Source organism: Pseudomonas sp. B21-015, assembly GCF_024749285.1.
GTDB lineage: Bacteria > Pseudomonadota > Gammaproteobacteria > Pseudomonadales > Pseudomonadaceae > Aquipseudomonas.
Genome location: NZ_CP087196.1, coordinates 1793017 through 1807818, shown reverse-complemented (window position 1 = coordinate 1807818; position 14802 = coordinate 1793017). Strand labels below are relative to the sequence as shown.

At 59.9% G+C, this 14802-nt stretch carries 11 protein-coding genes, 4 tRNA genes and 2 pseudogenes; 6 read left to right on the top strand and 11 right to left on the bottom strand.

Annotation, left to right across the window (positions count from 1 at the left end; translation table 11 throughout):
- Window positions 1–314 precede the first annotated feature (314 nt).
- Window positions 315–1181, top strand: a complete 867-nt coding sequence (locus tag LOY38_RS08200; protein ID WP_258699571.1) for a DNA-binding response regulator — start codon at window positions 315–317, stop codon at window positions 1179–1181.
- Window positions 1182–1238: 57 nt separating this feature from the next.
- Here the strand turns inward: LOY38_RS08200 and LOY38_RS08195 are convergent.
- From LOY38_RS08195 to LOY38_RS08180, 4 genes are all read right to left on the bottom strand, one after another.
- A tRNA-Gly gene (locus tag LOY38_RS08195) sits at window positions 1239–1314 on the bottom strand.
- 3 nt (window positions 1315–1317) lie between these two features.
- A tRNA-Glu gene (locus LOY38_RS08190) sits at window positions 1318–1393 on the bottom strand.
- A gap of 104 nt (window positions 1394–1497) precedes the next feature.
- Window positions 1498–1573: transfer RNA gene (locus LOY38_RS08185), tRNA-Gly, on the bottom strand.
- A 2-nt stretch (window positions 1574–1575) separates the two neighbouring features.
- Window positions 1576–1651 (bottom strand) — tRNA-Glu (locus LOY38_RS08180).
- Between the two features lie 393 nt (window positions 1652–2044).
- Here LOY38_RS08180 and LOY38_RS08175 point away from each other — a divergent pair.
- Window positions 2045–2803, top strand: coding sequence for a hypothetical protein (locus tag LOY38_RS08175; protein WP_258699570.1), 759 nt, complete (start codon window positions 2045–2047; stop codon window positions 2801–2803).
- A 209-nt stretch (window positions 2804–3012) separates the two neighbouring features.
- On the opposite strand, the gene LOY38_RS30290 is transcribed toward LOY38_RS08175, so the two are convergent.
- The 4 genes and pseudogenes from LOY38_RS30290 to LOY38_RS08160 form a co-directional block, all read right to left on the bottom strand.
- Window positions 3013–3717, bottom strand: coding sequence for a methyl-accepting chemotaxis protein (locus LOY38_RS30290; RefSeq protein WP_408980620.1), 705 nt, complete (start codon window positions 3715–3717; stop codon window positions 3013–3015).
- Between the two features lie 204 nt (window positions 3718–3921).
- Window positions 3922–4821 (bottom strand): annotated as a pseudogene (locus LOY38_RS30285) (HAMP domain-containing protein); the annotation flags it as partial.
- A gap of 264 nt (window positions 4822–5085) precedes the next feature.
- Window positions 5086–6476 (bottom strand): annotated as a pseudogene (locus LOY38_RS08165) (PLP-dependent aminotransferase family protein).
- Between the two features lie 284 nt (window positions 6477–6760).
- Complete coding sequence (locus LOY38_RS08160; protein ID WP_030131915.1) at window positions 6761–7522, bottom strand: SDR family oxidoreductase; 762 nt, start codon at window positions 7520–7522, stop codon at window positions 6761–6763.
- A 236-nt stretch (window positions 7523–7758) separates the two neighbouring features.
- On the opposite strand from LOY38_RS08160, the gene LOY38_RS08155 reads away from it, so the two are divergent.
- A complete protein-coding gene (locus LOY38_RS08155; RefSeq protein ID WP_258699568.1) occupies window positions 7759–8763 on the top strand; it encodes an NADP-dependent oxidoreductase in 1005 nt (334 codons plus the stop codon).
- 130 nt (window positions 8764–8893) lie between these two features.
- Here LOY38_RS08155 and pyrF read toward each other — a convergent pair whose 3' ends face one another.
- Window positions 8894–9592, bottom strand: a complete 699-nt coding sequence (pyrF, locus tag LOY38_RS08150) for an orotidine-5'-phosphate decarboxylase (RefSeq protein ID WP_258699567.1) — start codon at window positions 9590–9592, stop codon at window positions 8894–8896.
- A gap of 292 nt (window positions 9593–9884) precedes the next feature.
- Here pyrF and LOY38_RS08145 point away from each other — a divergent pair, with 292 nt between their 5' ends.
- The 3 genes from LOY38_RS08145 (at window position 9885) to xopAW (ending at window position 12704) form a co-directional block, all read left to right on the top strand.
- Window positions 9885–10643, top strand: a complete 759-nt coding sequence (locus LOY38_RS08145) for a response regulator (protein WP_258699566.1) — start codon at window positions 9885–9887, stop codon at window positions 10641–10643.
- The gene (locus LOY38_RS08140) at window positions 10643–11698 is read left to right on the top strand and encodes a HAMP domain-containing sensor histidine kinase (protein WP_258699565.1); all 1056 of its coding nucleotides are present in this window, start codon (window positions 10643–10645) and stop codon (window positions 11696–11698) included. Before LOY38_RS08145 ends, LOY38_RS08140 begins: the two co-directional genes overlap by 1 nt.
- A gap of 148 nt (window positions 11699–11846) precedes the next feature.
- Complete coding sequence (xopAW, locus tag LOY38_RS08135) at window positions 11847–12704, top strand: XopAW family type III secretion system calcium-binding effector (protein ID WP_258699564.1); 858 nt, start codon at window positions 11847–11849, stop codon at window positions 12702–12704.
- Window positions 12705–12858: 154 nt separating this feature from the next.
- Here xopAW and LOY38_RS08130 read toward each other — a convergent pair whose 3' ends face one another.
- Window positions 12859–13914, bottom strand: coding sequence for an AI-2E family transporter (locus tag LOY38_RS08130; protein ID WP_258699563.1), 1056 nt, complete (start codon window positions 13912–13914; stop codon window positions 12859–12861).
- Between the two features lie 81 nt (window positions 13915–13995).
- The gene (locus tag LOY38_RS08125; protein WP_258699562.1) at window positions 13996–14802 is read right to left on the bottom strand and encodes a DUF4892 domain-containing protein; all 807 of its coding nucleotides are present in this window, start codon (window positions 14800–14802) and stop codon (window positions 13996–13998) included.

Genomic DNA, 14802 nt, shown 5'->3' with positions numbered 1-14802 from the left:
AAGATTTTGCACATCACTAGGACTTTTTTGCGGGGGTGCCAAATACGGGTCATTGGCCTTTGAAGAGATATAAAGAGGGGTAAAACGAGGGGTGGCAGGCAAAGGAGATTGCTATTGCTTCACAAGCGACGAGCGGTTGACGCCGCATGTGCCAAACCACGTCAACAAACAGTTGTCCTAGACCGACTTCAGGCAACACATAGAGCAAATAGAGCTAACTTTCGACTTTCTTATCAGCATTTAGTCTGCAAAGCGATAGCACCTTAGCAATACTACTCAGCGAAGAGGGGCACGAAGAACCGCAGAGTAGAGACATGACGTCCAACTTGACCAGAAGGCCATCGCTACTGTGGTTCGATCTGACTCACGATCGTTCCACGAAGGAACTCATCGCGCAGTTCGAGGGTACCTGCGACTGCAAATTGACGAAAAACTCCGTGCTGCCCCACGGGGAACAGGCAGACATGATCTGCATCCACTTCGACCGCCCCGACACAGCGGGCTTGAGGTTGTTGCTGGAGATCAAACGCACCACTCCCACCATCCCGATCACCATGTTCACCGTGCAGCACTCCGAAGAATTGGCGGTCTGGGCCATGCGTTCCAGTGTCTGGGAATACATGGTGCTTCCGCTCTCAGGCACTGAGAGAAAGCGTTACCTGACGGCAGTGGTGCAGCTGTGCGAGTTGCGCCGAAACATCAACGGCCAAGGCCAGACATCGCTGATCGATCACTCTCCGACCCTGCCGGACAGCATCCGCCTGACCTCGGGGCACCAAAAACACCAGGCGCTGAGCAATATCATGCTGTACATCGATCAGCACTTTCGGGACAGCATCGATCAGAGGGATTTGGCCAAGCGCTGCGGCATGACGACCTTTCGCTTCAGCCGCCTGTTCAAGGAAGCCAATGGCGTTGGTTTCACCGATTACATCCTGGACAAGCGCATGAACTTCGCCAAGCAACTGCTCGACAACAGCCAAATGCCGATTACCAGTATCGGCTATGAGGCCGGTTTCAAGGATCCTTCCTACTTCGCTCGCGCCTTCAAACAGTTCGTCAACTGCACGCCCAGCGAATACCGTTTGACCTGCCAACTCAGAGCGGTAGCCGCGCAACCGGCGATGGAGGATACAACCGCTGACGTGCTCGAGAGCCTGGTGCAGAGCCTTGGGAATTGAGGCAATTTTTTACGCGCATAAAAAAACGCCGCTCAAATGAGCGGCGTTTTTTGAATTTGGAGCGGGAAACGAGACTCGAACTCGCGACCCCGACCTTGGCAAGGTCGTGCTCTACCAACTGAGCTATTCCCGCAAATGGCGTCCCCTAGGGGACTCGAACCCCTGTTACCGCCGTGAAAGGGCGGTGTCCTAGGCCACTAGACGAAGGGGACACGCTGCCCGGAACACATGGTGTGTGTTTCGGTGCCCAGATCCGCATCCGAAGATTTGGTTCTGGTTTCACTCAGCTTTGCCCGAAAGCAACGCTGTTTAAAATTGGAGCGGGAAACGAGACTCGAACTCGCGACCCCGACCTTGGCAAGGTCGTGCTCTACCAACTGAGCTATTCCCGCATTGGCGTCCCCTAGGGGACTCGAACCCCTGTTACCGCCGTGAAAGGGCGGTGTCCTAGGCCACTAGACGAAGGGGACACACGTACAACATTCACTCCCTACCGCGTTTCGCTGTGTGCTTTACGCTGTAAGTGGCGCGCATTCTATGGATGGATTGAGGGGTCGTCAACCCCCAGATATAAATTTATTTAAATCAATGACTTCGCCCTGCTTTCGGCAGAGATTCAGGCTTTTCCGTCGCCTGACCTTTGGCGCCTATATTCTGGCATCCGCCGAGACGCTATAGTCCATGCCGAGATGATGGCAATGTGCACATCGCACGCTATTTACTTATAGATGCGGCATTGCGGCCGATATAAGCAGAGCTGTAGCCGTTTCACTCGTCGAGCGGCCCTATGCGCCCAAATGCCAAGCCACTACACTCGACTCGCACGCGAACCCTATAAAGAGGTCTTACCGGTGACACCACTCATGATCACCCTGCTAGTCGTAGCCGGGATCGCACTATTGATCGCCATTGGCTACATGAACCATGTGGTGGAAAACAACAAGCTGGAAAAGGCCCGCACCAAGGTTGAACTCAACGACCGCTTGCGTCGCTGCGGCGAAATCACCGAGACCTTCCCCGGTCAGTTCATGACACCCGCGCTCAAGCTGCTATTGACCCGCCTGGAACTGAACGTCTGCCAGCGCCTGTTCAACCTGGAAAAGTCCAGCGCCACGCTAAAGGCACGGATTGCCGAACTGAGTACCTTGGCCGCCCAGGGCGAATCGATCCCGGTCAACAACCCGCCGGCACCGATCCAGACCGAAGCCAAAGCCAAAGACGTGCGCTTCCTGCTCGAAGCCCTGCATGGCCAGATCACCCGCGCCGCACAGGACGGTTTCCTGCCGCCCAACGAAGCCAAGCGCTGGATCCGCGAAGTGCGCCACATCCTGGTCCTGCTGCACATCGAATTCTTCAACAACCTCGGCCAGCATGCCCTGCAACAGAATCAGCCAGGCCAGGCCCGCCTGGCCTTCGAACGCGGCGCGCAATACCTGCGCAAACAACCGGAGCCTCAGGTTTACAGCGAACAACTCGAATACCTGGAAAAACTCCTGGCCCGTGCCAACGCCCAGGTCATGGACAAGATCGCGCCGGTTGAAGGCGAGGTGAACCAACTGACTGAAGGCCTCAAAGACGTTGAAGCTGATGCCGACTGGAAGAAGAAAGTGATCTACGACTGATCATGCAAATGCTGAAAAGCCGCCGGGTCAGGTTTATGTCTGTCAGTTAAGGAACGAAACCTGTGGGAGCGGGCTTGCTCGCTCCCACATGGATTGCGTTTAACTGACTGGCATCAACCGGATCAGGTGGCTTTTTTTTGCGTTGGGATTGATGGACGGGCGAGTACATCCAGCCGCCAGGATCATAAGATCACAGCCTTCGGCAGTTTCTACAGCCTGAAATGCCCCACCATCCCCTTCAACTCAACCCCCAACTGCGCCAGCTCATTACTGGAAGCCGCATTCCCCTGCATCGCCAACGAAGACTGATCCGCGCTGGCCCGAATACTGGTGACACTGCGATTGATCTCCTCGGCCACCGAACTCTGCTCCTCGGCCGCCGCCGCAATCTGCTGGTTCATCTGCTGAATCAACGACACCGCCGCCGCAATGCTCCCCAACGCACTCTCGGTCTGCAACGCATCGCTCACCGCCATCTTCACCAACTCGCCACTGCTCTGAATCTGCTGCACCGACGACTGCGCCGCCGAGCGCAAGGCGCTGACCAGCCGTTCGATTTCCTCTGTCGATTGCTGAGTTCGCTTGGCCAGTGCCCTGACCTCATCCGCCACCACCGCAAAGCCCCTGCCCTGCTCACCGGCCCGCGCCGCCTCGATGGCCGCATTGAGCGCCAACAGGTTGGTCTGCTCGGCCACGCTTTTGATCACGCTGAGCACCGTGCCGATGTTCTGGATTTCCGCACTGAGGCTTTCGATGCTGGAGCTGGCCGACGTCGCCGAATCCGCCAGCTGTTCGATCCGCGCCATGCTCTGACGCACCACCTGCTGACCGCTTTCCACCTTGCCGTCGGCGGTCTGCGCCGCCTGGGCGGCCTCCTCCGCGTTGCGTGCAACGTCATGCACCGTGGCCGTCATCTGGTTCATCGCGGTGGCGACCTGCTCGGTTTCTTCCTTCTGGCTGCTGACTTCAAGGTTGGTCTGCTCGGTGACCGCCGACAGCGATTGAGCAGAGCTTGCCAGCTGTTCGATACCCGCCTGCAAACCACTGACGATGCTGCTCAGGCCCGCGCCCATTTGCTGCATGGCTTGCATCAACTGGCCGATCTCGTCCCGACGGGTCACTTCAATCGTCGCGCTCAAATCGCCCGCGGCGATCTGCTGAGCGACCCGGATCACACTGCGCAGCGGTGCGACGATCAACCGGGTAATCACCCACGCGGCAATCAGCCCGACCAGCAAGGCCAGTGCCGAAGAGCCAATGATCAACAGCGAGTTCTTTTTCAGCTCTGCCTGCATCGACCGGTCTTCGGCAACGTAGGCCTGATCCACCCGCTCCACCACATGGGCGGCGCGCTGGTGGAGTTGTTCGGAGACGGTCTTTTCCTGCGCCAACAGGCCGGTGTACTCGGCGAGTTTTTCACTGAAACTGGCAATGTGCCCGGACACTTCATTGAGGACTGTCTGGTAACCCTCATCCTTGACCGTGGTTTTCAGCTGCTCGGCCTGGGTCAACGCCTGGTCGGCCTGCTCGATCTTGCCCTGCCCGGCGCTGTCGTCGCCCTTGCGGCTCTGGTCCAGGCGTACCCGCGCTTCGTTCATGGCCTGCAACATCAGCCGCGAGACCTGGCTGACCTGATTCGCCTGTTCGATGAATTGCCCGCCGTCCTTGCCCTCGGACTCCTTCAAGGCATAGGCGCCATCGTCGGCAAGCCCGGCCTGCAGCACATCCAGATTATTGGCCACGCTGGACACCGACCAACTGGCCATTTCCAGCGCCAGGTCCTTGGCCTGGCTCAGCGAGACGAACTCGTCAAAAGCCTTGCGATAGGCTCCCAGAGACTGTTCGACGTCATTCATGACCGGCACGTTGGCGGAGGACTGAGCCTGGAGCTCGGTCGCCAGAGCGATCAGCGCGTCCACCCCCGCGTGCAGGGCATCCGCGGTTTTCGGGTCACCGCGCAAAGCGTAGTCCTGCTCCAGCAAGCGCACCTTGAGCAAACCGCTGTTGAGCGACGACATCTGCTTGAGCCCGTCGAAGCGATGACTGATGGTTTGCAGGGACCATACGCCAATGGCCGCCACCAGGGCGGTCAACAGCAGCACCAGTACAAACCCGACACCCAGTTTTTTCGCCATACCGAGGTTGGCAAAACGTCCTTGCACGGCCGAAATCATTGCACTTAGTCCCCTGCCATTGTCTGTTGATGCAGATTCGCAATGGGCTTGTGCCAACACAAGTCTCTGGCGTCGGAATAATGGCAAAAAGCTACGCCCGCGTCGTTTTCAGAATGTTTGAGGTCGATCCCGAGCGGTGGCCTGAAAAAATGCCCGGGCGCGAGGATCACAAGCATAGGCAACGTTGATGCGCTGCCAGTCATGGGTTTCACCGGTGGGGCTGAATGCCGTCGGGCAAGACAGCAGGACACCGAAACGCCGCGCCTGTGTCCGCACCTGAGTGTGATCGGACTTGCGCGATCGCGCCCAGATGAACAGGCCACCCACAGGTTTGCCGAAGACCTCCCAGCCCGCGTCCTCGAGCACTTGCAAGGCCGCCTCTCTGTCGGTACTCAAACGCTGGCGCTGGCGCTGCACCAGTTTGCGATAGGCGCCGCTGGCCAACAGACGCGCCAGCACCGATTCGCAAAACCGTGAAGCGCCCATGCTGCTGATCATCTTGACCTTGGCCAGACGCGATATGACATCGGCACCCGCCACGACAAAGCCGACCCGCAACGAACTGCTGAGGGTTTTGGAGTAGCTGCCGACATAGATCACGTTGTCATCGATGCCCAATGCCGCGAGACGCGTACCGGGGCCGCTGTGCAAATCGGCATAGACATCGTCTTCGATCACCAGCACGCCATGTTTTCTGGCCAGTTGCAGAACCTGCTGAGCCACGCCCAAGGTCAAACAGCTGCCGGTGGGGTTGTGATAAAAGCTGTTGATGAACAAGCCACGGGGTTTGTACTTCAACAACAGTGTCTGGAGTGCTTCGGTGTCGGGTCCGTGAGGCGTTCGTGGCACCTCGATCATGCTGACCCCGTGCAGCCTGAGCAGATCGAACAGCATCGAATAACCGGGGCTCTCTACCACCACACAATCGCCCGGGTTAAACAAAGTGCGCACGATCAGGTCGAGCCCATGAGTGGCTCCCGCCGTGGTCAGGATTCGACTTTCGTCCACCGCGATATTCAGCTGTTTCAACCGTTTGAGGATCTGCTGACGCAGGGCAAGCAGGCCCAGTGGCGTGCTGTAGTTGAACAGTCCGGCCATGTCGGTGCGGCTGACCTGGCGCATGGCATAGCTCAGGTCGTCAGTTTCGCGCCAGCTTTCGGGTAAGCCGCCGCAGCCCAGCTTCAGTTGCCCACGTGGCCGCTCTGATTCTCCTCAGCCCCCTCGAACCAGGGAAAATCCCGTTGCCCCTGATCAGCCAGCGCCGTTGTCGCGACAAAGAAACCCGCCCCATTGCGCGTCGCCAGCACCCCTTGCGCCACCAGCCGTTCGCAAGCCTCGATGACACTGGATTGGCTAAGCAGATTGATCCGCGCGATTTGCCGAACGGACGGCAAACGCGTCCCCGGCGGCACCTCGTCACAACGGAGCCAGTCGGCCAACGCGTCGACGATTTGCTGCACGACCGGCACCAATGCCTGTCGATCGATTCTCAACTCCATGAGCAAGCAAACTCCTGTCTGTTTTGCGGGAAACAGTTAATCACAGGAGTGCTCGAGGGGATGTGCGACAAAACCGCCAAAACCGTCGGTTCTAACCATTTGAAACACATTGCCCGGCGTCTTCAGGGAACCGATGCCCCTGTGGCGAGGGAGCTTGCTCGCGCTTGAGTGCGCAGCACTCATAGAACTTTGGGGCTGCTGCGCAGCCCAGCACGAGCAAGCTCGCTCGCCACAAAGGTAGATATGCCTGAAGAGGCAGGGTCCCGGCATCGCGACCTAAAACATTAAAACGCGGTAACACCCCCATCCACCGCCAGCGAATGACCGGTGGTGAACGCCGCGCCGTCGCTGCACAGGTACAGCACCGCGCTGGCAATTTCTTCGACCTTGCCGATGCGCCCGACCGGGTGCATGGCATTGGCGAATTCGCCTTTCTTCGGGTCCGCCTCATAGGCACGACGGAACATGTCGGTGTCGATCACCGCCGGGCACACCGCATTCACACGAATCTTTTTCTTGGCGTATTCAATGGCCGCCGACTTGGTCAGGCCGATCACCGCGTGTTTCGAGGCGGCGTAGATGCTCATCTTTGGCGCAGCCCCCAGGCCGGCGACCGAAGCGGTGTTGACGATCGCGCCACCGCCCTGGGCCAGCAGCAACGGCAACTGATACTTCATGCACAACCAGACGCCTTTGACGTTGACACCCATGATCGCGTCGAACTCATCGACCGTACCCTCGGCCAGTTTGCCTTTCTCAATTTCGATGCCGGCATTGTTGAAGGCATAATCGAGACGGCCGTAGGTATTCACCACCTCGTCCATCAGATTTTTTACATCGCTTTCCACAGTGACGTTGCAGCGCACGAAGGTCGCTTCACCGCCAGCGGTGCGAATCAGCGCCACAGTGCCTTCACCTCCGGCTGCGTCCAGATCGGCCACCACCACTTTCAAACCTTCGGCGGCAAACGCCAAAGCGGTCGCGCGGCCAATACCATTGGCCGCGCCCGTCACAACGGCGACCTGGCCGGAAAACGTCATGCTCATTGTTATGTCCTCGAAGGCAAGAATGCGGGGGATCGCGTGTGCCCAGTCTAGTCACAGGGGCGTGTCGCACGGCAGCACTATCAAAAGGCCGGTTGGGCCCCCATGAGTCGCAGTGATAGAACGGGCGACCTGACTATCACTGCACTGGATCGATGTGCATTCGCAGCGTCAGCCAACCTTGCGACATCGCCCATGAAGGTCTATCAACAAGACTTCATTCATCTTGAGTGCCTGTCATGACTACCCAGACCAATCGCCAGTTCCTGCTCGCCAAACGTCCCGTGGGAGCGGCTACCCGTGAGACATTCACCTATCAAGAAGTACCGGTCGGCGAACCGGCGGCGGGTCAGATCCTGGTCAAGAACGAATACCTGTCCCTGGACCCGGCCATGCGTGGCTGGATGAACGAGGGCAAGTCCTACATCCCGCCAGTCGGCATTGGCGAAGTCATGCGTGCATTGGGTGTCGGCAAAGTCATCGCCTCGAACAATCCGGGCTTTGCAGTGGGTGACTACGTCAACGGTGCCTTGGGTGTGCAGGATTACTTCCTCGGCGAGCCACGAGGTTTCTACAAGGTCGATCCGAAACTGGCACCGCTGCCGCGCTATTTATCCGCGCTCGGCATGACCGGGATGACCGCCTACTTCGCCCTGCTCGATGTCGGTGCGCCAAAGGCCGGCGACACCGTCGTGCTGTCGGGCGCGGCCGGTGCGGTGGGCAGCATCGCCGGGCAGATCGCCAAGATCAAAGGCTGTCGGGTGGTCGGCATTGCCGGCGGCGCGGACAAATGCAAGTTCCTGATCGATGAGCTGGGTTTTGACGGTGCCATCGACTACAAAAACGAAGACGTACACGCCGGCCTCAAGCGTGAGTGCCCGAAAGGCGTCGATGTGTATTTCGATAACGTCGGCGGCGATATTCTCGATGCCGTGCTGAGCCGTCTGAACCTGAAGGCGCGGGTAGTGATTTGCGGCGCCATCAGCCAGTACAACAACAAGGAAGCGGTCAAAGGCCCGGCCAACTACCTGGCGTTGCTGGTCAACCGCGCGCGGATGGAAGGTTTCGTGGTGATGGATTACGCCGCGCAGTTCGCCGCTGCCGGGCAGGAAATGGCCGGCTGGATGGCCAAGGGGCAGCTCAAGAGCAAGGAAGACATCGTCGAAGGGCTGGAAACCTTCCCGGAGACGCTGATGAAGTTGTTCAGCGGCGAGAATTTCGGGAAGTTGGTGTTGAAGGTTTAACCCGATATCTGAAAAAACCACAAAACCCTGTGGGAGCGGGCTTGCCCGCGATAGGGGCGTGTCAGTCAACATTAATGTTTCTGATACACCGCTATCGCGGGCAAGCCCGCTCCCACAGGTTTAGTGGCGTTTAAGCGAGTTCTGCGACGACGGCGGCCAACGCCTTCGCCGGATCCGCCGCCTGGCTGATCGGACGACCGATCACCAGGTAGTCGGAACCGGCATCCAGCGCCTGACGCGGGGTCAGGATGCGGCGCTGATCGTCCTGAGCACTGCCCGCCGGGCGAATCCCCGGGGTCACCAGTTGCAGCGACGGGTGAGCGGCTTTCAAGGCCTGGGCTTCGAGGGCCGAGCAGACCAGACCGTCCATCCCGGCTTTTTCTGCCAACGCGGCCAGGCGCAGCACCTGCTCCTGCGGCTCGATGTCCAGGCCGATACCCGCCAGATCCTCACGTTCCATACTGGTCAGCACGGTCACGCCGATCAACAGCGGTTTCGGGCCGGTGCGCTGATCGAGCACCTCGCGGCACGCAGCCATCATGCGCAGGCCGCCGGAGCAGTGCACGTTGACCATCCACACGCCCATTTCCGCGGAGGCCTTGACGGCCATGGCGGTGGTGTTCGGGATGTCGTGGAACTTGAGGTCCAGGAACACTTCGAAACCCTTGTCGCGCAAGGTGCCGACGATTTCCGAAGCGCAACTGGTGAACAGTTCTTTACCGACTTTGACCCGGCACAGCTTCGGGTCCAGTTGATCGGCCAGCTTCAGTGCGGCGTCACGGGAGGGGAAATCCAGGGCGACGATAATAGGCGTCTGGCAGGCGGACATGAGTGGGCTCTCAGGCAAGTCGAAATCGGCGCGCATTGTAGCGGAACCAGCGACGCTGCGGGACCCGATGATCGGTAAATCGTCGAGTCGGCTCAGCCAAGACTAGTCCTTTCACCAATTGTGTCGAGCCCGATACATACACGACACGCCCACAACACCCTTCAACGCTACCCTCGGCAGCCGCAACAGGTCCTACAGCACTTCCCGCCTCACGGCCGGACGCCTATGCTGAAGCCACAACCTCGCAGCCTATCTTTGTGGTTGGCAGCCTACCTGGCAGATGAACGCACGCATGCACAACTCCCCAGCACCTCTGAACGACGATCAAAAAGCGCCGGCCGATGATAAACGCTGGAGCATTCGCGCCCTGATCGTCGACGATGACGTCCCGATCCGCGAGCTGATGATCGATTACCTGGCCCGGTTCAATATCCACGCCAGCGGCGTCACCGATGGCGCCGCCATGCGTCAGGCGCTGCAAGCCGAGCATTACGACGTGGTGGTGCTCGACCTGATGCTGCCCGGCGAAGACGGTTTGTCGCTGTGCCGCTGGCTGCGCGCTGAATCGGACATCCCGATCCTGATGCTCACCGCCCGCTGCGAACCCACCGACCGGATCATCGGCCTGGAACTGGGTGCCGACGACTACATGGCCAAGCCATTCGAACCGCGGGAACTGGTCGCGCGGATTCAGACCATTCTGCGTCGGGTGCGCGACGACCGCACCGAACAGCGTGCGAACATTCGCTTCGACACCTGGCGGCTGAACAGTGTGCTGCGCCAGTTGATCGCCGCTGATGGCCTGGTGGTGCCGCTGTCCAACGCCGAATTCCGCTTGCTCTGGGTGTTCATCGAACGTCCGCGCCGGGTGCTCAGCCGCGAACAGCTGTTGGACGCCGCTCGTGGTCGCTCGATCGAAGCGTTTGATCGCAGCATCGATTTGCTGGTGTCGCGCCTGCGCCAGAAACTCGGTGACGACCCGAAAGCCCCACAGCTGATCAAGACCGTTCGCGGCGAGGGTTATCTGTTCGACGCACGAGACATCGGCTGATGCGTGCGCGCTTCGATACGCTGTTCGGCCGCCTGTTTGGCGTGCTGCTGCTGGCGATCGTACTGGCGCATTTGTTAGCGTTTTTATGGTTCAAACATTATGGGCCACCCCCTCCGCCTCCCCCACCGCCGTCGGAGTTTTCCGAGCGCTTCGACGGACAACGCCCGCCAATGGCCCCACGCTTCGACAACCGGCCGCCACGGCCATGGTTCGGCGGGCCACTCGTGCCGCTGACCTTTCAGCTTGTCTCGCTGATCATCGCGGCCTGGTACGGCGCCAAGCTGTTGACCCGCCCGATTCAGCGCCTGAGCGACGCCGCCGAACGCCTGAGTGAAAATCTCGACAGTCCGCCCCTGGATGAGTCCGGTCCACGGGAAGCGCGCCAAGCGGCGCACACCTTCAACCTGATGCAGAAACGCATTCTGGAACAGATGCAGCAGCGCTCGCGAATGCTCGGCGCAGTGTCCCATGACCTGCGCACGCCGCTGTCGCGGCTCAAACTGCGGCTGGAACAGATCGACGACGACAAGCTGCAAGGCCAGATGCGTCAGGACCTGGACGACATGATCGGCATGCTCGATTCCACCCTCACTTACCTGCACGAACAGCGCACCAGCGAAGCGCCACAATGGATGGACGTGCAAGCGCTGGTCGAATCCCTGAGCGAAAACGCTCAGGACCAGGGCGCCGACGTCCAGAGCAGCGGTCATTGCGCCCCGTTGCAGGTGCAGCCGATGGCCTTGCGCTCGTGCGTCAACAACCTGCTGGATAACGCTCTGCGTTATGCCGGGGACGCGCTGATTACGCTTGAGGACAGCCGCGAGGAGCTGGTGATCCGGGTCATCGACCATGGCCCGGGTATCGCGGCGGATAAACGTGAGGCGGTGTTCGAACCGTTCTTTCGTCTGGAAGGCTCGCGCAATCGCAACTCCGGCGGCGTCGGTCTGGGCATGACCATCGCCAGGGAAGCAGCGGAGCGTCTGGGAGGGCAATTGAGCCTGGAAGAAACCCCCGGCGGTGGTCTCACGGCGGTCATCCGCCTGCCGCGCCTCTGAGCCACAACGACTCCCACAGGATTTGATGCCGGCCCGATATTTGTGTGTGTACCAATCGGTACAAATCCCATATACCCACGATAACTTGCCCCTTGAGGCTGCATAGGCCGGTGCACCCACCGGTTTCCCATTCCAAGGAGTGAGCACAATGATCGGTAGTGTCAGCAACTACACGAGCTATACCAGTACCAGCAGCACCACCTCCACCAACAGCGCTCGCAGCCAGCAATTCCAGAAAGAACTGCTCGCCAAACTCGACAGCAACAGTAACGGCGCGGTGGACCAGGACGAGCTCAAGAGCGCCCTGTCACAGAAATCCGACGACGGTCTGCTGGTCACCCTGAGCAAGAACTTCAGTGACCTGGACAGCGACGAAAGCGGCAGCCTGAGCAGCGAGGAAATGGCCGCGATGGCCCCTCCACCACCGCCGCCGGGCGATCAGGCACCGAACACCGAACTGGCCGATGCGCTGATCAGCGCCCTGGACTCAGACAGTGACGGCGCCATCAGCAGCGATGAACTGAGCAGCGGTCTGACCAACGCCGGCAGTACGGCCGACAGCGCGGAAATCTTCTCGGCCCTGGACAAGAACGAAGACGGTACCGTCAGCCAGGACGAACTCGCCGCCAGCCTGACCCCACCGCCGCCGCCACCTCAACAGGTGTCCAGCGAAGAACTGTTCAGCCAACTCGATGCCGACAGCGATGGCAGTGTCACGGCCACGGAACTGAGCAGCGCCCTGGCCAGCGACAGCACCTCATCGACCAACACCAACACCGACACCAGCGCCGCGCTGCTCAAAGCGCTCGATAGCGACAGCAGCGATGGCGTCAGCAGCGATGAACTGAAAGCCGCCTTGCAAGCCGGCCGTGAGCAAAGCACCGACAGCTCCACCGACCCGTTCAACGTGACCGAAGCCCTGAACAAAATGATCGCCAACCTGAGCAAGCAGTACTCGCTCGACAACGTGGCGACCGTGGGCAAACACCTGAACGTCGCGACCTGAGTCAGGCGTTCAGTCTGACAGACCGTGTCGTCCGTTTCGCGGGCAAGCCCGCTCCCACCGTTGATCGGCGTTGATCACACTGTTAGTGACCAACCCAAAACCAGTGTGGGAGCGGGCTTGCCCGCGAAGAGCCCGCAAACCCCAACAAAAAACCTCAGGGCCGGCGATCTTCAACCCGAGCCTGGCTCTTGCTCCAATCGGTCAGCAGGCTGTAAGCCACGGCCAGCAACGTCGGACCAATGAACAACCCGATAAACCCAAACGCAATCAACCCGCCAAACACCCCGAGCAACACAATCACCAACGGCAAATTCCCGCCCCGACTGATCAGGTACGGCTTAAGCACGTTGTCGACCCCGCTGATAATGAATGTCCCCCAAATCCCGAGGAACACCGCCATGCCGTACTCGCCCTTCCAGGCCAACCAGGCCGTGGCCGGAATCCACACCAGCGGCGGTCCCATCGGAATCAGGCTCAGCAAAAACGTCACAATCCCCAGCACCAACGCCCCAGGCACGCCGGCAATCAGGAAGCCGATCAACGCCAGCACCGCCTGAGCCGCCGCTGTACCGATCACCCCATTGACCACCCGCTGCACGGTACCCGCCACCAGGTCGATGTAATACCCGGCGCGCTCACCAATCAGCCGCTCCAGCAACCCATGGACAAACACCGCCAGACGCGGCCCGTCCCGGTAGAAAAAGAACACGAAAACAATACTCAGCGTCAGCTCTAGAATCCCGCCGCCAATCTGCGCACTGCGCGCCAGCAACCAGTTACCGACCTGCCCCAGATAAGGCTTGATCGCCAGCATCATCGCCGCGCCTTGCTGATCGATGCTGTTCCAGATCCCCACCAACCGCTCGCCGACCAGGGGAATACCGCCCAGCCAGACCGGTGCTTCAGGCAGACCATCGACTTGCACATCCTTGATGAACGCCGTGGCATCGCGCACGTGATCCGCCAGATTGAACCCCAGCCATACCAGCGGTACCGCCACCAATATCATCCAGCCGAGCGTCAGCAATAGCGCCGCCAGGGATTCACGACCATTGAGCCAACGGGTCAACAGACGCATCAGCGGCCAACTGGCAAACGCCAGCACCGCGCCCCAGAACAGCGCCGACCAGAATGGCGCCATCACCCATAAACTCGCGCCAAACAGCACCAGGAGCAGGATCTGCACCAACAGCCGATCATTATTGAGCATGTAAGATCCTGAAAAAAGTCAGCCGAAAAAGTCAGTCAGCAAAGCGTAGGCGAACGCGCAGAACGCGTTCGCCGAATGAGCTTATCGCAACAATTCGAAGTGCAGGCCAGAGCCTTCGACGCTGCCGGTTTCCATCCGCGCCGTGCGCACGCCCTGGCCGATCAGCGCCTGGCGCCAGGCTTCGGCATTGGGCCCCGAAACGCCGACCCGCAACGTGGTGTCCAGGTTCAGGCCCCGGGAAATCAAACGCAGCCAGGTGTCGTCAGGGTCACCGCCGAGTTTGGGGAAATCGAGTTTCCCGGTGCTTTTGAGCTGGCGCAGCAACGTCGCGGACGTCGGCAACAAATTACCCAGCGGCGCGGCGGCGTCGAACTGCTCGACGTGCAGATAGGCCCTGCGATTACCGCGAGTGATGCTGTAAAGCGCCACCAGTGTGTTGTCTTGAGGGGCCGCCAGACGCAGCAGCAAATAAGCCTGTTCATTATCGGCGCCATACAGCTTGGCGTTGCCGAAGACTTCATTGGCCCACAGGCTGCTTTCGCCACAATCCCGGGCCTGGCACCAGAACAACAGTTCGGCGCCCTGCTTCTGCAAGGCTTCGCGGGCGGCGGTGAAGGCCTCAGTGGAGGCATGCTCCGGTGGCAATTCGTAGGTGACCGAAGTGGTTTGCCCCCGAGCGGTGACCTGGCCGTCGAAGCGCAACTGACCGCTGATCTTGCGGATCGAACCCAGCGGGTAAATCCGCTCGAGCTCAACCGTCGGGCGATAGTCGACGATCTGTGCATCGGTCATGCGCGGCACGATCGGCAGATCCTGACTGCCCGGGATATCAGCGGCCAATAACCAGGGACTGAAAGTGCATAGTGCCAGCAGAGTGAGTGAACGCAT